This window comes from Azospirillum sp. A1-3, from assembly GCF_023806445.1.
In the GTDB taxonomy this organism is placed as follows: domain Bacteria; phylum Pseudomonadota; class Alphaproteobacteria; order Azospirillales; family Azospirillaceae; genus Azospirillum.
Map to the genome: position 1 here is coordinate 398,632 of NZ_JAMSLU010000007.1, position 17,982 is coordinate 416,613.

14 protein-coding genes and 2 pseudogenes are annotated in these 17,982 nt (G+C 69.4%); 9 read left to right on the forward strand and 7 right to left on the reverse strand.

Going from position 1 to position 17,982, the window contains the following annotated elements:
* Window positions 1–48: 48 nt before the first annotated feature.
* Window positions 49–1,416, reverse strand: a complete 1,368-nt coding sequence (locus M5E06_RS32255; protein WP_286209082.1) for a nucleotide sugar dehydrogenase — start codon at window positions 1,414–1,416, stop codon at window positions 49–51.
* Between the two features lie 190 nt (window positions 1,417–1,606).
* On the opposite strand from M5E06_RS32255, the gene M5E06_RS32260 reads away from it, so the two are divergent.
* The gene (locus M5E06_RS32260; protein WP_252141740.1) at window positions 1,607–2,509 is read left to right on the forward strand and encodes a hypothetical protein; all 903 of its coding nucleotides are present in this window, start codon (window positions 1,607–1,609) and stop codon (window positions 2,507–2,509) included.
* A gap of 39 nt (window positions 2,510–2,548) precedes the next feature.
* On the opposite strand, the gene M5E06_RS32265 is transcribed toward M5E06_RS32260, so the two are convergent.
* Window positions 2,549–3,388, reverse strand: coding sequence for an RNA-guided endonuclease InsQ/TnpB family protein (locus tag M5E06_RS32265; RefSeq protein ID WP_252141896.1), 840 nt, complete (start codon window positions 3,386–3,388; stop codon window positions 2,549–2,551).
* Between M5E06_RS32265 and M5E06_RS32270 the strand changes: the two are divergent.
* Window positions 3,276–3,794, forward strand: a pseudogene (locus tag M5E06_RS32270) (transposase); the annotation flags it as partial. The gene M5E06_RS32265 and the pseudogene M5E06_RS32270 sit on opposite strands and share 113 nt — an antisense overlap.
* A gap of 39 nt (window positions 3,795–3,833) precedes the next feature.
* On the opposite strand, the gene M5E06_RS36130 reads toward M5E06_RS32270, so the two are convergent.
* Window positions 3,834–5,114, reverse strand: coding sequence for a HigA family addiction module antitoxin (locus M5E06_RS36130; RefSeq protein ID WP_502802026.1), 1,281 nt, complete (start codon window positions 5,112–5,114; stop codon window positions 3,834–3,836).
* Between M5E06_RS36130 and tnpA the strand changes: the two are divergent.
* Window positions 5,070–5,335, forward strand: a pseudogene (gene tnpA, locus M5E06_RS32290) (IS200/IS605 family transposase); the annotation flags it as partial. The gene M5E06_RS36130 and the pseudogene tnpA overlap by 45 nt on opposite strands.
* Before the next feature lie 92 nt (window positions 5,336–5,427).
* On the opposite strand, the gene ypfJ reads toward tnpA, so the two are convergent.
* Window positions 5,428–6,351: a KPN_02809 family neutral zinc metallopeptidase gene (gene ypfJ / locus M5E06_RS32295; protein ID WP_252141741.1), complete on the reverse strand. Its 924-nt coding sequence runs from the start codon at window positions 6,349–6,351 to the stop codon at window positions 5,428–5,430.
* Window positions 6,352–6,788: 437 nt separating this feature from the next.
* Here ypfJ and M5E06_RS32300 point away from each other — a divergent pair, with 437 nt between their 5' ends.
* From M5E06_RS32300 to M5E06_RS32315, 4 genes are all read left to right on the forward strand, one after another.
* Complete coding sequence (locus M5E06_RS32300) at window positions 6,789–7,001, forward strand: hypothetical protein (RefSeq protein WP_252141742.1); 213 nt, start codon at window positions 6,789–6,791, stop codon at window positions 6,999–7,001.
* A 56-nt stretch (window positions 7,002–7,057) separates the two neighbouring features.
* A complete protein-coding gene (infC, locus tag M5E06_RS32305) occupies window positions 7,058–7,591 on the forward strand; it encodes a translation initiation factor IF-3 (protein WP_081506050.1) in 534 nt (177 codons plus the stop codon).
* Window positions 7,592–7,811: 220 nt separating this feature from the next.
* The gene (locus tag M5E06_RS32310) at window positions 7,812–9,461 is read left to right on the forward strand and encodes a PAS domain-containing hybrid sensor histidine kinase/response regulator family protein (RefSeq protein ID WP_252141743.1); all 1,650 of its coding nucleotides are present in this window, start codon (window positions 7,812–7,814) and stop codon (window positions 9,459–9,461) included.
* Window positions 9,462–9,572: 111 nt separating this feature from the next.
* A complete protein-coding gene (locus tag M5E06_RS32315) occupies window positions 9,573–10,793 on the forward strand; it encodes a D-alanyl-D-alanine carboxypeptidase (RefSeq protein ID WP_252141744.1) in 1,221 nt (406 codons plus the stop codon).
* A 10-nt stretch (window positions 10,794–10,803) separates the two neighbouring features.
* On the opposite strand, the gene M5E06_RS32320 is transcribed toward M5E06_RS32315, so the two are convergent.
* Window positions 10,804–13,062 carry a hybrid sensor histidine kinase/response regulator family protein gene (locus tag M5E06_RS32320; protein WP_252141745.1) on the reverse strand — a complete coding sequence of 753 codons (2,259 nt, stop codon included), beginning with the start codon at window positions 13,060–13,062 and terminating at the stop codon, window positions 10,804–10,806.
* 250 nt (window positions 13,063–13,312) lie between these two features.
* Window positions 13,313–13,735 carry a MerR family transcriptional regulator gene (locus tag M5E06_RS32325; protein ID WP_252141746.1) on the reverse strand — a complete coding sequence of 141 codons (423 nt, stop codon included), beginning with the start codon at window positions 13,733–13,735 and terminating at the stop codon, window positions 13,313–13,315.
* Between the two features lie 92 nt (window positions 13,736–13,827).
* Between M5E06_RS32325 and M5E06_RS32330 the strand changes: the two genes are divergently transcribed.
* A complete protein-coding gene (locus M5E06_RS32330) occupies window positions 13,828–16,056 on the forward strand; it encodes a heavy metal translocating P-type ATPase (RefSeq protein WP_252141747.1) in 2,229 nt (742 codons plus the stop codon).
* A 40-nt stretch (window positions 16,057–16,096) separates the two neighbouring features.
* A complete protein-coding gene (locus M5E06_RS32335; RefSeq protein WP_252141748.1) occupies window positions 16,097–16,576 on the forward strand; it encodes a DUF411 domain-containing protein in 480 nt (159 codons plus the stop codon).
* Between the two features lie 52 nt (window positions 16,577–16,628).
* Here M5E06_RS32335 and M5E06_RS32340 read toward each other — a convergent pair whose 3' ends face one another.
* The gene (locus tag M5E06_RS32340; RefSeq protein WP_252141749.1) at window positions 16,629–17,816 is read right to left on the reverse strand and encodes an acyltransferase family protein; all 1,188 of its coding nucleotides are present in this window, start codon (window positions 17,814–17,816) and stop codon (window positions 16,629–16,631) included.
* Window positions 17,817–17,982: the final 166 nt, after the last annotated feature.

Consider the following 17,982-nt stretch of genomic DNA (forward strand, 5'->3'; position numbering starts at 1 on the left):
CGGCCCGCGGGAAGGAGGCGGCCCGCCCTCCTCCCGCGGGCCTTTCCCTCAGGCCTTCACGACGCGGTCGGCGAAGCCCTCGACGGTGCGCATGGCGTTGCGGGTGTCGACCACCAACGGGCAGTGGGCGGCGAGGCTGTGATAATCGATGCTGTCATGGTCGGTAACAATCACCGCAGCGTCGAAGCCGGCAAGCCTCTCCGCCGTCCAGTCGATGGAAGTCCGGCCGGCAAGCGCCGCATGCTCGCGGGTGACCGGCAGCACCGGGATGAAGGGGTCGTGGTATTCGACCGCCGCCCCGCGCTCCAGCAGCATCTCCATCAGTCGCAGCCCCGGTGACTCCCGGCTGTCGTCGACGTTCTTCTTGTAGGCCATGCCGACCAGCAGGATGCGCGCCCGGCTCAACCCGATGCCGGCGCGGCGGTCGAGCGCCAGGGCCAAGCGGTCGACCACATGGCGCGGCATCATCGTGTTGACCTCTCCCGCCAGCTCGATGAAGCGGGTGGAGATCTGGTACTCGCGCGCCTTCCAAGTCAGATAGAAGGGGTCGATCGGGATGCAGTGGCCGCCCAGGCCGGGACCGGGATAGAAGGGCATGAAGCCGAAGGGCTTGGTCTTCGCCGCCTCGATCACCTCCCAGATGTCGATGCCCATCGGCTCGAAGACGATCTTCAGCTCGTTCACCAGGGCGATGTTGACGGAGCGGAAGATGTTCTCGGTCAGCTTGGTCGCCTCCGCCGCCCGCGTGCCCGACACCGGCACCACCTGCGGCACCACCTGCTCGTAGAGCGCCACCGCCAGCCGCCGCGCGCCCTCGTCGTCGCCGCCCACCACCTTGGGAATGGTGCTGGTGGTGAAGCTGATGTTGCCGGGATCCTCGCGTTCGGGCGAATAAGCCAGAAAGAAATCGCGGCCGCTGACCAGCCCGGTCTCCTCCAGGATCGGCCGCATCACCTCGTCGGTGGTGCCGGGCCAAGTGGTCGATTCCAGAACCACCAGCTGGCCCCGGCGCAGCCGGTCGCGGATCAGCCGGGTGGAGGCCTCGACAAAGCTCAGATCGGGCTCGCGCTGCGGCGACAGCGGGGTGGGGACGCAGACGATCACGGCATCGCAGGCGGCGAATTCATCCGCCGCAGTCGTCGCCTGGAAGCGCCCGGTCGCCACCGCCTCGGCGACGCGCCCGTCGGCGATCTGCCGGATGTAGGAGTGCCCGCCGTTCAGCGCCGCCGCCTTCGCCGGGTCGATGTCGAAGCCGGTGACCGCGAAACCGGCCCCGGTCAGCGCCAGGGCCAGCGGCAGCCCGACATAGCCAAGCCCGATCACCGCCACCCGCGCGCTGCGACCGCGATAGGCGCTTTCCAGAGACTGGATGTCGGGCGCCTGGATATCGGGCGAGGTGTTCGCTGTGCTCATCATGCCGTTCCGTATAGACGCTTCTAAGGACTGGACCGCCCGGACGGCTGTTCCGCCTGCGGCAGCCAAATGTGTGACGGTCGGCGCAGCTTTGCGCAACCCCTCGGTCCGCATGGGTGCTGGAGATCGGAAACTCTGGCGCCGGGACGGCGAAGGGTGCCAACTTCCCTGAAAACGACGGACCACGACCGCCATGACGCCGCACTCCCCGCCCCTCCTGCCCCAGCAGATCGCCCCGGTGGACGACCGCCAGTCGGCGCTGACCGCCCGCCATCTGGGGGGCGACGGGGGTGCGCTGTCCGGCTATTTCATGGCTCTGCGCGAAGAGAGCGACCGGGCGCTCGCCGGCCTGCCGCCGGCCGGCGGCAAGCTCTATCCCTATGGCCGCTGCGAGGAGATCACCCGTGACCTCTTCGCCCGCCTCTTCCAGCGTCTGGCCCAGCCGGCCGGCCCGGTGGAGCGCGCGCTGCGCGCCTTCGTCGAGGAGGGCGGCGTGCTGCAAAGCGTCTGGGGCGTCCTGCGCGACCAGTATTTCCAGAACGCGCTGCAGGTCGGCGCGCTCTATGTCGACGTGTCGAACGACACGGTGGTGGTCACCAAGCCGAAGGTCGAAATCCTGCCTATCCAGTCCTCCGGCCTGGTACCGGTGCGCGACCTCGACCATTTCCGCCGGACGGCGGAGCGCTATTGGGGGGCGACGCTCTACGCCAACCATCTGGCCCCGACGCTGGCGCCCCTGCTGCCGGTCCTGTCGGTCAGCCCCGGCCGGCTGGCGCCCGGCCTGCAATCGGCCTGCGACTCCATGATCGCGCTGATGTGCCGCGACCGCTTCCGGGATGCCGAAGGCTGGCTGGAGACCGGTCCCGCCCCGCCGGCGGAGCTTGCCGCCGCCTGTCTCGCCACCATCCCCGCCGACCTGCGCCCGCTGACCGGCCAGCCCCGCCTGGAAGCGGTGGCCGCCTGCCGCCGCGCGCGGGAGGCCGCCTGCTGGGCTGACCCCGACTGGCGCACCGCCCGCGTGCTCGACTATTTGCGGCTCATGCGTGGAGTGGTGGGGGCTAAGCCGCCTCGCTCAGATGCGGCAGCGGCTGGGTGACAACTCCGTTGCCTAGACGGCGACGGTTTCTCAGTCGAGCTATGCGGCAGTCCGCTCGCTTAGCGACCGAAGGCCGTGTCCCGGCCCCATTGCTTGCGCCCGCTGCAGAATGACGGTCGCCGCGGCAACGTCCCGGTCCATCACGCAGCCACACGGGCATGTGTGGCTGCGATCGTTGAGCGTCTTGGCGACACCGACCCCGCACTGCGGACAGGTCTGGCTTGTCCCATGCGGATCGACAACCTCCACCCGAACACCGGCACTTGCAGCCTTGTACTCCAGGAAAGCGCGAAGGTGGTCCCACGTGGCGTTGTGGACTGCCTTGGCCAGCATCGAGCGGGCCAAGCGGGCGACATCGAGATCTTCCAGGGCGATGACGGCATAGCGCTCCACCAGGGAGCGCGACAGCTTATGGAGAAAGTCGCGGCGCTGATTGGCGGTGTGGGCATTATGGCGGGCAAGCCGTTGCTTGGCCTTGAGCCGGCGCCGGCTGCCCTGCTTGCAGCGTGCGAGTGCCCGCTGAAGGCGGTGCTGCTTTTTGGCCGCGTGCTTGGTCCAGGGCGGCGTTGCCACCGTCTCCCCGTCCGAGGTGGCAATCAGGGCGGTGAGGCCGACATCGATGCCGACCGCAGCACCGTCGCGCGGCGGCGCTTCCTGGTCAGGCAATGCGATCTGGAAGCAGACGAACCAATTGCCGCCCGAGCGGGATAAGACGGCAGCCCCGACCTCGGCAAAGGCCGGAAGGTCGCGATGCCACTTGACCTTGATCTCGCCGGGGACACCGGCAGGCGAGGCCCGTGCCGCCGTGGTCGCTGACCTGTCGCTCGACGAGGCCGAGCGGGTGCTCGAAGCCGCTGTCGATCCTGACGCGCACCTGATGAGCGACGAATGAAAGGCGTTCGTCGCCATCGGCAGCGCGTTCACTGCGCACAATACCGTTCGCCATTCTCAGCGCGAGTATGTTCGCGGCAGTGTGCATGCCAATTCGGCCGAGGGCTTCAACGATCGTGTCCGGCGCACGATCACCGGCGTCTTCCATCACATCAGCCCCGACCATGCTGACCTGTATTTTGGCGAGATCGGCTTCCGCTGGGCCCAGCGCACGGTCGCAGGTCAGGCCCAACGCCGGACCCGCAAGGGGCGGACGGTGATCCAAACCCTGTGGTCCCGTGTTCCTCCAGCGCTCCAGCTTCCGGCCGTCTTCCGTTATGCTGTTGGGCGCCAACTCCGGCGGACCAAAGGCGGCGGGATCAGCATCCGCTCCGCCGTAGCTGTCTTTGGTTGATAATGGCGGCGTCTGCTCTTCCCTGACTTTCTTGGTTGCCTAAAGACGGTGGCCTCCACTCAGTTGTTGGATGGCGTCCAGAGCGTCGCCGATCTCCGCCCGTGCGACCTTGGTCTCGAAAATGCTTTGCAGGTTGGTCCAATAGCGCGCGTCGGTTCCGAAGGCCTTGCCCAGCCTCAGCGCCACCGGAGCGGTGATCCGGCGCTCGCCGTTCATGATCTCCGTCACCGCGTTGGGCGGCACGCCGATATGCTCGGCAAAGCGCCGGGCGCTCAGGCCCAGCGCTTCCAACTCGTCGCGCAGGAACTCGCCGGGATGAATGGGCGGCAGATTGTCGGTGGCGGGATGGCTCATGGCGACCTCAGTGGTAATCGGCGATTGCGACGTCGTAGGCTCCCCCAGGACAGTCAGGAGGTCGGCATCAGCCTGAGCGTCGCCAACCACGGCCCAGCGGAAACAGATGCGCCACTGGTCGTTGATGCGGATGCTATATTGGCCCTTCCTCTCTCCGCCCAACGCTTCGAAGCGGTTGGATGGAGGGCGCCGGAGATCCATCAGCCGGGTGGCCGCCTGGAGCTTTCTGACATCCTCTCCGCCCTGGAAGGGCGGAGGTTCCGGTGAGGTGCATCCTGCGGCCCTCCGGCTGGTTCCTGCTTCATCGGGCCGCTTGGTGCGGTGCCCCTCCACAGGCTTCAACGCGCCGTCCGCGCGCCGTAGAATGTTGATCGCCGCGTTGGTGTCGGCGTTGGCGCTGTGGCCACAACGCCCGCACATGAAGACGGCTTGGCTCGGCCGGTTGGCGGCATCGACATGGCCGCAACAGGCGCAGGTCTGGCTGGTGTCGGCGGCAGGCACCTCGACCAGCCTGCCGCCGCGATCCGCCAGCTTGTCGGCCAGCATGGTGCGGAACAAGCCCCATCCCTGATCGAGAATGGCCCGGTTCAGTCCGGCTTTCTGCCGGACCCGGCGGCCCGGCTCCGCGACCGTGCCCGTCGCCGACGCAGACAGGCTCCGCACCGGCAACGCCTCCACAACGACCACACCGTGGTTCTTGACGATGATCGTGCTGTGCTTGTGGAGAAAGTCCTTGCGGGCGTTCGCCACCCGCATCTGAATGCGCGCGATCCGGCGCACCGCCTTGCGGCGGTTGGCCGATCCGCGCGTCTTCCGCGCCAAGGCCCGCTGAGCCTTGCGGAGCGCCCGCAGCGCCTTTTGGCCGTGGTTGGCCGGGGCGATGCCGGTGCCGTCGCTGAGCGCGGCGAACACCGCCATGCCGAGTTCGGCGCCGACCTCATCGAGAGGGACGGCGCGGACGACCATGTGCACCTCCTCGTGAACTACCCGCCAAAAATGGCGGTCTCGACGCTGGTGAACAGCCTCAAAGGCGTGTCCAGCCGCCGCCCGCGCCAGAACCATCCGGCCTTGGTTCACCGCTACTGGAAGGGCGTCCTGTGGTCGCCCAGCGACTTCGCTTCGTCTTGCGGCGGAGCCCGATCAGCATCATCCGCCAGTCCATCGAGCAACAGCGCACCCCCGGCTGAACCTGATGTCGGCGCGAACGCGCATCTGCGCCTATCTCCGGCCGGAACGCCGGAGCTTGCGACGGTGAACTCCGGGTCAAGCCTGCCTCCCCTCACAGCCGGTCTGCCCCGAAGGTGTCGCAAGACTCCAGCCGGCCGCTTTCCAGGCCGGTGCGGAACCAGCGGACGCGCTGGGCGGAGCTACCGTGGGTGAAGCTGTCGGGGCTGACGGTGCCGCGCGCCTGACGCTGCAGGCGGTCGTCGCCGATGGCACTGGCGGCGGTCAGCGCCTCCTCGACGTCGCCAGGCTCCAGCATCCGGCGGTCGCGGTTGGCGTGGTTGCCCCAGATGCCGGCGAAGCAGTCGGCCTGCAGCTCCAGCCGCACCGACAGGGCGTTGGCCTCGGCCTGACCGCGCGCGCGCTGCTGGGCCGCCTGCACCTTGTCGGAGATGCCCAGCAGGTTCTGCACATGGTGGCCGACTTCATGGGCGATGACATAGGCCTGGGCGAAGTCGCCGGGCGCCTGGAAGCGGTCGCGCAGCTCGCGGTAGAAGCCGAGGTCGATGTAGAGCTTGCGGTCTATCGGGCAGTAGAAGGGACCCATCGCCGCCTGTGCCCGGCCGCAGCCCGACGACACCGTGCCGGTGAACAAGACCAGCGTCGGGTCCTGGTACTGGCGCCCCATCTGCTGGAACAGGCCCTGCCAGGTGTCCTCGGTGTCGGCCAGCACGACGGAGACGAAGCGCTTCAGCTCGTCGTCAGCCTGACTGCGCGGGGCGGCGTCGCCAATCTGCGTCCGCCCGGCCGTGCTCTGGTCCGCCGGGTCGCCGCCGTTCAGCAGCACCGTCGGGTCGACCCCCAGCACCATCGACACCACCAGCAGAACGATGGCTCCGCCGATGCCCAGCCCGCCCCGACCGATGCGGAAGCCGCCACCCCTGCCGCCGAAGCCGCCCCCGAAGCCTCCGCCGCCGAAGCCGCCTTGCCCGCGGCGGTCCTCGACATTCTCGCTTTCCCGTCCGCCCTGCCACCGCATCGCCACCCTCCTTTGCCCGTTCTTCGTCCGTCCTTCGTCATGGGCCGGCCGGCCCGATGGACCGGTGGAGACGAAACCCAGTGGAGACGAAACCAAGGGCGGGCTTCCCGTGTTCCCTTCAGGTTCGGCGACCGGATGGAGAGGCGGAGCGGAACGCTTGAAAAGCCAGGACTCGACCCCCATCTGGGGAAAGGTCGAAAACCGCTTGCGCGGTGCGTTCCCCTGCCTTTGCTCCCCACCTTCTCCGTTCCAACGGAAGGGAGCCTTTTCCGGGAACGCCGGCTCTTTGGAACATACCCGCATCCGGGCCTGTTTCGTTTTATCGGAGCCTCTTGCGGCGGTGCGCTGCTTTGGTTCCCGTTTCACGACGCCACACACAAGCAAGAGCCGGCCGGCACCGACCCCATCGGTCCGCCCATCCGGCCTGGAGGAATTTCATGACGACCCAGATCGTTTCCGACCTTTCGCAGACCGCCGGCCATTTCGCCGCCCAGCCCGCGCTTGCGCCGGCCCAGCTGGCCCCCACCCGCCTTTCGGCAGGCCAATTCGCCGCAGTCGAGGGCAAAAAAGCCGATTTTTGCTCCGATCCGGAGCCGTCCGGCTTGACCCGGAGCGAAGTGCGGCAGATTGTGCTCGACATCCTGGGCTGAGCCTCTTGACCCGGGCTTAGCCCCTTTCTACCCCTCCACGACCACAGGAGATCACCATAGCCAAGCTCTACGACGCGGACCCCGTCCGCGAAGGCCCGCGCCTCAACCGTGAAATCACCGCCCGTATGGTCCGCCTTGTCGGCGCCGACGGCGAGATGGTCGGCGTGGTGCCGCTCCGCCAAGCGCTGGAAGCCGCCGCGGATGCCGACCTCGACCTCGTCGAAGTGGCGCCCCAGGCGGATCCGCCTGTCTGCAAGATCCTCGATTACGGCAAGTTCCGTTTCGAGGAGCAGAAGAAGGCCAACGAGGCGCGGAAGAAGCAGAAGATCATCGAGCTGAAGGAAATCAAGCTTCGGCCGAACATCGACGATCACGACTATGACGTGAAGATGCGCTCCGCCATCCGCTTCATCGAGGAAGGCGACAAGGTCAAGATGACCATGCGCTTCCGCGGCCGCGAGATGGCGCACCAGGATCTCGGTCTGAACGTGCTTGTCCGTGTGCGCGACCAGCTCCAGGACATCGCCAAGGTCGAGCAGATGCCCCGGGTCGAAGGTCGTATGATGGTCATGGTGCTGGCTCCGCGCTGAGCCCTGGCCAAAAGGGAACCCGCGGGGCGGTGCGCCGCCCCGCCCCTTTCCCCTGATGACTGCAAATCCCGCCACAAATTGCGCCGGACAACTCCCGGCAAATTCCGCGTAATGCGGCGGAATAACACCTGGATATTCGTATTGGGTTATTGACCCTGTCGGTATCGAGCGCGGATCATTGGGAACTTTGCTTCCCCTCGTGTTCCGGAAAGTCGTTGTTATGAAGGATGAACGTGTCGCGCCCGCCTGGGAGCCCATCTCCGGCGAACGGCAGTTCCGCCTGCTGGTCCAGAGCGTGGTCGACTACGCCATCTTCATGCTCGACCCAACCGGCGTCATCCGCAGCTGGAATGCGGGGGCGGCCCGGATGAAGGGCTATGCCGCCGACGAGATCATCGGCCGGCACTTCTCCAGCTTCTACACGCAAGAGGACCGCGCCGCCGGCATGCCGCAGCGCGCGCTCGCCACCGCCCTGTCGGAGGGCAAGTTCGAGGCGGAGGGCTGGCGCCTGCGCAAGGACGGCACCCGCTTCTGGGCCAGCGTCGTCATCGACCCCATCCGTGACGAGACGGGCGCTCTGCGCGGCTTCGCCAAGGTCACCCGCGACATCACCGAACGCCGCAAGGCCCAGCAGGCGCTGGACGAAGCGCGCGAGGCCCTGGCCCAGGCGCAGAAGATGGAGGCGGTCGGCCAGCTGACCGGCGGGGTCGCCCACGACTTCAACAACCTGCTGCAGGCCATCAGCAGCAGCCTGGAGCTGATCGAGCAGCGGCTGTCGGACGGCCGCACCGACATCGCCCCCTTCGCCGCCACCGCCCGCGCCGCCGTGGACCGGGCCGCCACCTTGACCCGGCGCCTGCTGGCCTTCGCCCGGCGCCAGCCGCTGAAGCCGGAGCGCGCCGACCTCAACCTGCTGGTGGTCGGGCTGTGGGACCTGCTGGGCCGCTCGGTGGGCGAGGAGATCCGGCTGGAGCGCCGGCTGGCGGAACCGCTGTGGCCGGTCCATGCTGATGTGAACCAGATCGAAAGCGCCCTGCTGAATCTGGTCATCAACGCCCGCGATGCCATGCCCGACGGCGGATCGGTGACGGTGGAGACCGCCAACGCCAGCCTGCGGCCGGCCGATCTCGCCAACGAACCGGGGGTGGAGCCCGGCGACTATGCCGTGCTGACCGTGCGCGACAGCGGCACCGGCATGCCACCGGACGTGCTGGCCCGCGTCTTCGAGCCCTTCTTCACCACCAAGCCGATTGGCCAGGGCACCGGGCTGGGGCTGAGCCAGCTCTACGGCTTCGCCCGCCAGTCCGGCGGCTTCGTCCGCATCGACAGCGCGGTCGGCCGTGGCACCGCGGTGCATCTCCACCTGCCGCGCGACCATGCCGCCGCCGCCGAGCAGGCAGATCCTACCCCTGCCCCCGCCGCCGTCCCCACCCCGCCCACCGGCCGCGCCGGGCGGGGCACGGTGCTGGTGGTGGAGGATGAGGGGTTGGTCCGCATGCTGCTGGTGGAGGTGCTGGAGGGCGACGGCTACACCGTGCTGGAGGCCGCCGACGGCACCACGGCGCTTGCCCGGCTGAGCGAGGCCGCGGCCGGACGGGAAGGTGTAGGGGAAGGCGCAGGGCCGCCGGTCGACCTGCTGGTGACCGATGTCGGACTGCCCGGCCTGAACGGCCGCCAGCTGGTGGAGGCGGCGCAGGCGCATTATCCCGATCTGAAGGTGCTGTTCCTGACCGGCTATGCCTTCCAAGCCCTGGACGACAGGCCCGGCGATGGCGAGGATGGGCTTGGCCGCAACATGCGCATGCTGGCCAAGCCGGTGGCGGTCGATGCCTTCCGTGCCATGGTCCGTTCGATGCTGTCCGACGGATGATGCCGGCCGCCCGGCGGCCGTCCCGCCCCGTCCCGCTTTCAAAGGGGGAACCCGCAACGCCGACAGCGCCCGCGCCGCAGCGGGGCTGCACCAACCGCCGGACCTGAGACGATGCCCCTGCTCGCCCGCGCTTCGACGCTGCTGCTTCTCTCCCTGACCGTTCTCGCGGTCCTGCTGGCGCCCCTGCCGGCCTCGGCCAAAAAGGGCTGGACGCCGGTCGCCGCGGAGATCCTGATGGATGCGGACAGCGGTAAGGTCCTGCGGGCGCGCAATGCCGACCGGCTGACCTACCCGGCCTCGCTGACCAAGATGATGACGCTGATGCTGACCTTCGAGGCGCTGGACCGCGGTACGCTGCGGCTGAACCAGACCCTCGTGGTGTCGCGGCATGCCGCGTCGATGCCGCCGTCGCGGCTGTGGCTGGCGCCCGGCAGCACCATCACGGTGGAGCAGGCGATCCTGGCGCTGGTCACCCGCTCGGCCAACGACGTCGCGGTGGTGCTGGGCGAGGCGCTGGGCGGCAGCGAGACGGCCTTCGCCAAAAAGATGACGGCGCGCGCCCGCCGGCTCGGCATGCGCCACACGGTGTTCCGCAACGCGTCGGGCCTGCCCGACCGGCTGCAGCGGACGACGGCGCGCGACATGGCAATCCTGTCCCGGGCGCTGATCCGCCGCCATGCCAAACATTACGCCTATTTCAAGCGCCGCAGCTTCGACTGGCAGGGCGATACGGTCTATGGCCACAACCGCCTGATGGCGCGCTATCCCGGCATGGACGGCATCAAGACCGGCTACATCGCCGCGTCCGGCTTCAACCTTGCCGCCTCGGCGGTGCGGGACGGCCGCCGCCTGATCGCCGTGGTGATGGGCGGGCACAGCGCCGCCGCCCGCGACACCCAAGTCGCCGACCTGCTGGACGCCGGCTTCAAGCGCCCGACCAGTCCGTCCAGGCCGGCGCCGGTGCAGCCGGATCTGGTGATCACCAAAAACAGCGCCTCGATCGCCGAACGCAGCACGGCGGTGAGCGTTGCCGTCCCTTCGATGAAGCCGGCCGCCACAAAGTCCGCCACCACAAAGTCCGTCGCGAAGCCCGACGGCGGCTCCTGGTCCATTCAGGTCGGCGCCTTCGCCAGCCATGCCGCGGCGGTGCGCAGCGCCCGCGACACGGCCAAGCGCTTGGGCTCCCTCGCGGCCGGCGCCAGTCCCGCGATCGTCCGCTCCGGCGGTCTCTACAAGGCCCGCCTGACCGGATTCCCCGCCGCCACCGCCGACGCGGCCTGCAGCGTCCTGAAGACGGCCGGACGCGGCTGCTTCCCGCTGCAGGGCCGGTAACGCGGGCTTCCTAAAGCGCCTCCATGATGTGGCCGATCAGGGCGGCCGGCGGGATCGGCTTGGACAGGATGCGGATGCCGGGCTCGCGCCCCAGATCCTGCAGCACCGCCTTCTCGGCATAGCCGGTGACGATCAGGACCGGCAGGCCGGGGCGGTGACGGCGGACGAGGCGGGTCAGGTCGGCGCCGGTCATGCCGGGCATGGCGAAGTCGGTGACCAGGACGCCGATCCCCTCGTCCGCCTCCAGCAGCGCCAAAGCCTCCTCGCCGCTGGAGGCCTCCGACACCAGGATGCCGGCCTCGTCCAGCACCGCCGCGTTCGCCATGCGGACCAGGGCGTCGTCCTCGACCAGCAGCACGCGCACGGCGGCGGCCTGGGTGGCGGCCTGGGCGTCGTCGGACAGGGCGGCAGACGGCACGGGCGACGGCCGGTTTCCGGCGGCGGCCTCGTCGGGCGCGTCCGACCCGCCGTCCGCCGGAACCGGGGCGTGGGGCAGGTACAGCGTCACCGCGGTGCCGAGGCCGGGGTGGCTTTCCAGGCGCATGCCGCCGCCGGACTGCGCGGTCAGTCCATGCACCATGCTCAGCCCCAGACCGCTGCCCTGCCCAACCGGCTTGGTGGTGAAGAAGGGGTCGCAGGCCCGCGCCAGCACGTCCGCCGGCATGCCGGTGCCGCTGTCGCGCACGGTCACGGCGACATAGCCGCCGGGCGCCAGAGAGGGTGCCACGGCGGGAGAGAGCCCGTCGCCCGTCCCCGTCTGCGCGTCCTTTTCCATCTCCACCGACAGGCTGGTCACGGCGATGGTCAGGGTGCCGCCGTCCGGCATGGCGTCGCGGGCGTTGATGGCGAGGTTCAGCAGGGCGATGTCGAACTGGTGGGGATCGACCAGCGCCGGCAGCACACCGGCGTCGCGGTCGATGCGGATGCGGATGGCGCCGCCCAGCGTGCGTTCCAGCAGCGTCGCCATCCCCGCCACCTGGGCGCCGAGGTCGACCGGCGCCGGGGCCAGCCGCTGGCGGCGGGCGAAGGCCAGCAGATGCTGGGTCAGGGTGGCGCCGCGGTCGACCGCCTGGCTTGCCACTTGCAGCGCCCGGTTGCTCTCCGCCCCACGCAGCTCGCCGCCGGCCTCCAGCATGTGCAGGCTGGAGCGCACCGCCTGCAGCAGGTTGTTGAAGTCGTGGGCGACGCCGCCGGTCAGCTGGCCCAGCGCTTCCATCTTCTGCAACTGGCGGACATGCTCCTCCGCCTCGTCGCGGGCCTCGACCGCCTGCCGGCGCTCGCTGAGCGCGCGGTTGGCGGTCTCGTAGGCCAGGAACTGGCGCGCCATCGCCCACAGCATCAGGGCGAGCGCCACCGCGCTGATCAGCCCGGCGCCGGCGATGACGACCGCCTGGCTCTTCCAGCGGGCCAGGATCTCCGTCCGCGTCCGGCTGACTCCGACGACCAGTGGGTAGTTGCGCAGGACCTGGAAGGACAGGATGCGGTCCTTGCCGTCGATCGAGCGCGGCGTTGCGTAGGTGCCGGTGTCGAAACGGGCGATCTGTTCGGCGACGCCAGGGCTGGTGGCGATGGTTCCGACCTTTTCAGGCACCGGCGGGAAACGTGCCAGCAGCATGCCGTCGCGCCACCACAGGCTGAAGCCGCTGCCCGGTTCGACATGCAGGCTGCGGTAGAATTGCTCGAAATAGGACAGGCGGATGGCCGCGACGACCAAGCCCGCCAGCCCGCCGTCGGGGGTGTTCACGCGCCGCGCGATGTAGAGCGTCCACTCCCCGGTGACGATGCTCTTCGTCGGGCGGCTGACATAGACCTGTCCGGGATCGGCATCCTTGAGCGCCAGGACATAGTCGCGCTGGGACAGGTTGAGTGTCGGAGCCGGGAACTGGCGGGTGAAATTCACCAGATTGCCGTCGGCGGCGACCAGGCTCAGCGCCTCCATCTGCGGCAGGCTTGACGCCTTGGCCTTCAGGATTTCGTAGACCTGCCGCTCGAAGCGCAGCCGCTTGAAGGCCTCGAGGTTGCGCCGGTTCTCAAGCGGAATCTGCTCGGCGATTCCGCCGACGGTCAGGTCGATCCCTTCGATGGCGCGGGCCGTCTGCTCGGCCAGCGAGGCGTTGAGCGTGCGCAGGCCCAGGGTGGCTTCGGCCAGCGTTTCGTCATGCAGCCGGTTCAAAACGATCGCGGTGCCGCCGCACAGCACCGCCAGCACGGCCACGCCGAGCGCTCCGATGCGCTGGAGCGGACGGTTGGTTCTCAGAAGCCGCAGCATGACACCCGTTTCCGATCCGCCCTCACCGCCGCGCCCGCAACCATCCTCGGTCCTGTCGCCATGACAATTTGCTTCCTCCCGTGACAGCCCCAAGCGTAACGGCCCAAGTGGCGTTCGCCGTCCTGAAGCACGGAAGGTTTCGACACTGCATAAGCGTGACTATAGACGCCGCCGCTCGCCGGGCAATCGGCTGCAGGTCATAGAGCGTGCTTGTCCGCTGCGGCGCGTCGTCCTGGAAGGAGCTTTTCCGTCAATGCCGGTCGTTCAGGCAATGGGCATGGTCGGCCAGCACCTCGATGACATGGCAGCTGCGCACCTGGTCCTGGGCGCAGCCCTCGACCATCCGCCGCACCTCGTCGCGCAGGGCCTCCAGCCGGGCGATCCTGGACTCGATCTCAGCCAGATGGGTGCGGGCCAGCAGGTCGGCGTCCCGGCAGGGCCGGCCGGGATCATCGGCCATGGCCAGCAGCTGGCGGATCGCCTCCACCTCGAAGCCCAGCTCGCGGGCATGGCGGATGAAGCGCAGACGGTTGACCGCCCCGTCGTCGTAGCTGCGCCGGTTGCTGCCGGTGCGCGGCGCCTCCGGCAGCAGGCCGATGCCCTCATAATAGCGGATGGTCGGGATCTTCACGCCGGTCCGCTTGGCGAGCGCGCCGATGGTCAGGCTGGACATGCTCGGCATTTCCTTCTTGATCCTCCAGTCGCTGGAGGATCTAGGCTTCGGGGGAGCTGCCGGCAACCGGCCATGATCGAGGAGCCTCTTCCATGCACGAATCCCTGTCCGACTCCCAGTCCGGGATGCAGGCCGACCCCGCCCTGCGCACCAGCCGCTACCGGGTTTCCGGCATGGATTGCGGGTCCTGCGCCGCCAAGATCGAGACGGCGCTGCGCCGGGTGCCGGGGATCCGCGAGGTGCGGGTGTCGGTGCCCGCCGGCACGGTCGCCGTCTCGCACGACGACACGCTGGGTGCCGACGCGGTGGTCCGCCCGCTGGCCGCGCTCGGCTATGGCGCCACCCCCGCCGATCCGGGGGCGGGGGCCGGGCCGTCGGGCTGCGGCGGGGGCTGCGGCGGCGGTGCCGACCATGCGCACTCCCATTCCCATACTCACTCCCATTCTCACGGCGATGCGGATGAGGCGTCCTGGTGGCGCGGGGGCAAGGCCCGGCTGACCATGACGGCCGGTGCGGCCCTGGCCGCCGCGACGGTGCTCGGCCTGTTGGTGCCGGCGACGGAGCCCTGGGCCTTCCCGCTGGCGCTGATGGTCGGGCTGGTCCCGATGGCACGCCGCGCCCTGGCGGCGGCACGGGCCGGAACCCCCTTCTCCATCGAGATGCTGATGACGGTCGCCGCCATCGGCGCGCTGCTGATCGGCGCGGTGGAGGAGGCGGCGACGGTCCTGGTCCTCTTCCTGATCGGCGAACTGCTGGAGGGGGTGGCCGCCGGCCGGGCGCGGGCCGGCATCCGCGGCCTGACTGCGCTGGTGCCCGACACCGCGTTGCTGGAGCAGGACGGCGGCGCCCCGCAGGCCGTTCCCGCCGCCGGGCTGGCCGTCGGCTCCGTCATCCTGGTGCGGCCGGGCGACCGGGTGGCGGCCGACGGCATCGTGCTGTCCGGCCGCAGCGCCGTCGACGAGTCCCCCGTCACCGGCGAGAGCGTGCCGAAGCTTAAACGCGAGGGCGATGCGGTCTTCGCCGGCACCATCAACGCCAACGGCGCGCTGCGCGTCCGCGTCACCGCCGCGGCGCGCGACAACACCATCGCCCGCATCGTCCGGCTGGTGGAGGAGGCGCAGGCGAGCAAGGCCCCGACCGAACGGCTGATCGACCGCTTCGCCCGCTTCTACACGCCGGGCATCGTCGGCGTGGCGGCGCTGGTCGCCCTGGTGCCGCCGCTGGCCTTCGGCGGCGGTTGGTCGGAGTGGATCTACCGCGCCCTGGCGGTGCTGCTGATCGGTTGTCCCTGCGCGCTGGTGATCTCCACCCCGGCGGCCATCGCCGCCGGCCTGTCGAACGGCGCCCGGCGCGGGCTGCTGCTGAAGGGCGGCGCCGTCCTGGAGGCGCTTGGCCGCATCACCACCGTCGCCTTCGACAAGACCGGCACCCTGACGGAAGGCCGGCCCCGCGTCACCGACCTGATTCCCTTCGGCGGCAGCGAGGCGGAGCTGCTGGCCGACGCCGCGGCGCTGGAAGCCGGGTCGAGCCACCCGCTGGCCCGCGCCATCCTGGCCGCGGCGGCCGACCGCGGCATCGCCCCGCCCGCGGCCGGCGAGGTGACGGCGCTCCCCGGCGCCGGGCTGAACGGCCGGGTGGCCGGCCGTAGGGTGGCGCTTCTGTCGCCCCAGGCCGTCACATCCGCCCTGAGGCCTGCGCAGGCGGAGCAGGCGGCGGCCTTCGCCGAGGCGGGCAAGACGGTCTCCGTCCTGCTGGTGGACGGCATCGCCGCCGGGCTGATCGCCATGCGCGACGAGCCGCGCCCCGACGCCCGCAGCGGGATCGCGGCGCTGGCCCGCGCCGGCATCCGCTCGCTGATGGTGACCGGCGACAATACCCGGACCGCCGGGGCGGTCGCCGGAGCGTTGGGCATGACGGCACATGCCGAACTGCTGCCGGAGGACAAGCTGCGCATCGTCCGCGGCCTCCAGGCCGATGGGCAGCGGGTGGCGAAGGTCGGTGACGGCATCAACGACGCCCCGGCGCTCGCCGCCGCCGATGTCGGCATCGCGATGGGCAGCGGCACCGACGTGGCGCTTGAGACGGCCGACGCCGCCATCCTGCACGGCCGGGTCGGCGACGTGGCGGCGATGGTGGCGTTGTCACGCCGCACCATGGCCAACATACGGCAAAACATCGCATTGGCTTTGGGCTTGAAGGCTGTCTTCCTGCTCACCACCGTGTTGGGCATCACCGGGCTGTGGCCCGCGATCCTGGCGGACACCGGCGCCACCGTGCTGGTCACCGCCAACGCCCTGCGCCTTCTGTCCGTCCGTGCTTAAGCGCCCGGACCAAAGTTCTGATTTCGTTAGGAGAAATTCCATGAGCATGACGCGGCGGACGATGATGCGGGGGGCAGCGATGACTGTTCTGGCGCTCGGCCTCGGGTCGATGGGGCTGCCGGGCATGGTCCGCGCCGCCGTTCCCGCTAGCGGTCCGGCGGTGGAGGTCTGGAAGGCCGCGAGCTGCGAATGCTGCGAGGGCTGGGTGCGGCACATGCGCACTGCCGGATTCGAGGTCACCGTCCACACCGTCGACGACGTGACGCCGATGAAGCGCATGGCCGGCGTGCCGGACGACCTCGCCTCCTGCCACACGGCGCGGGTCGGCGGCTATGTGCTGGAGGGCCATGTGCCGGCCGACGACGTGCGGCGGCTTCTGGCCGAACGGCCGCAGGCCCGCGGGCTGGCGGTCCCCGGCATGCCGCAGGACGCCCCCGGCATGGACATGGGCGTCGGCCAGCCCTATCACGTCATGCTGTTCGGCGCCGCCGACGGACCGCAGGTCTTCGCCCGGCATTGACGGGCCCAATGCGCCGGTGCCGATGGCCGGGGGTGATGGCCGGGGGCGGCGTTCAGGCCGCCTCGACCATTGGCGGGTTGGCCGGCGCGGCTTTGCGCGATCCGACCGGCAGGCCGTTGACCATCGCCTGCCCCGGCAGCTCGATGAAGCGGTAGGTCAGGGCCGACAGGGCGATCACCGCCAGCAGATAGCCGCCGCTCACCAGATCCATCACCCAGGCATCGCCGAAGGAGAGCAGCCGGTCGCTGCCGCCCTCCACCTCGCGCTCGACGAACAGCGGCCGGCCGAGAACCCCCTGCATCACCGTCGTGCCTTTCTGCAGCACGGCGATCAGCAGGGCATGCACCATGTAGATCGAGTAGGACCAGGCGCCCAGCCGCTGGAAGGGCGAGGTCGCCAGCAGGCGGGAGACCGGCCCGGCTTCGAAGGCGAACACCCACACCACCAGCCCGAACAGGAGCGGCGCCGCCAGCGACAGGGCGTTGCCCCCCGCGGCCGAGACGAAGGCCACCACCGCCAGCAGCGCCCCCGCCTCGGCCAGCCCGCCGGCAAGCCGGGACACGGCTTTATCGGGGCACCGGCCGCCGGCAGCCTGATACAGCCGGTAAACGAGACAGCCGGTGAAGAAGCCGTAGAGGCAGCGGAAATAGCCGTAGTCGATGCTGGTGTCGATGTGGTTGGCGGAAAAACGCATCACCACCAGGGCACCGGCGACGGCGAGCGTGACCATCGCCACGGCCAGCACGCTGGGCCGGCGCACCGTCAGGCAGAGGAGGGCGAAGGTGATGTAGACGAAGAACTCCGCGCTGATCGACCAGCTCGGGATGTTCCAGGTCCATTGATCCTCCACCCCCAGCGCATGGACCAGGGCGAGGTTGCTGACCAGGGCCGATGGGGCATAGGTCCCGGTGAAGGCGGCAGTTCCAACATGGCCGCCGGATGGTCCGGAGACCGCCTTCACGCATTCCAGCGCCACGAAGGCCAGCAGCACCGCCGCATGCAGCGGCCAGACCCGGCCGAACCGCCGGACCAGGAAGGCCGCGGCCGACTTCCCACCGCCGATGCGGCCGGAATAGGCGTGGACGATGACAAAGCCACTCAAAACAAAGAAGAAATCGACAAAAAGATAGCTGCCGCGCACGAAGTCGATCCTGTGGAAATGATCGATGCTGTGCAAATGGTACAGGGCAACGCATAACGCGCACAGGCCACGCCAGCCGTCGAGCACCGGGAACCGCATGGGAACCTCCGGGTGATGTTCAAAGGCGTTTCTTGGAAAACTGTTCGAAATGGCAACAAAACCTACGACTGATTGCGGGGGGTAAAAAAGGACGCGGGAGGTTTATTCCGAAGGATCGCCGACTACCCATGGCGGCCCTGTCCCAAGACCACCGGCACAGCGCCCC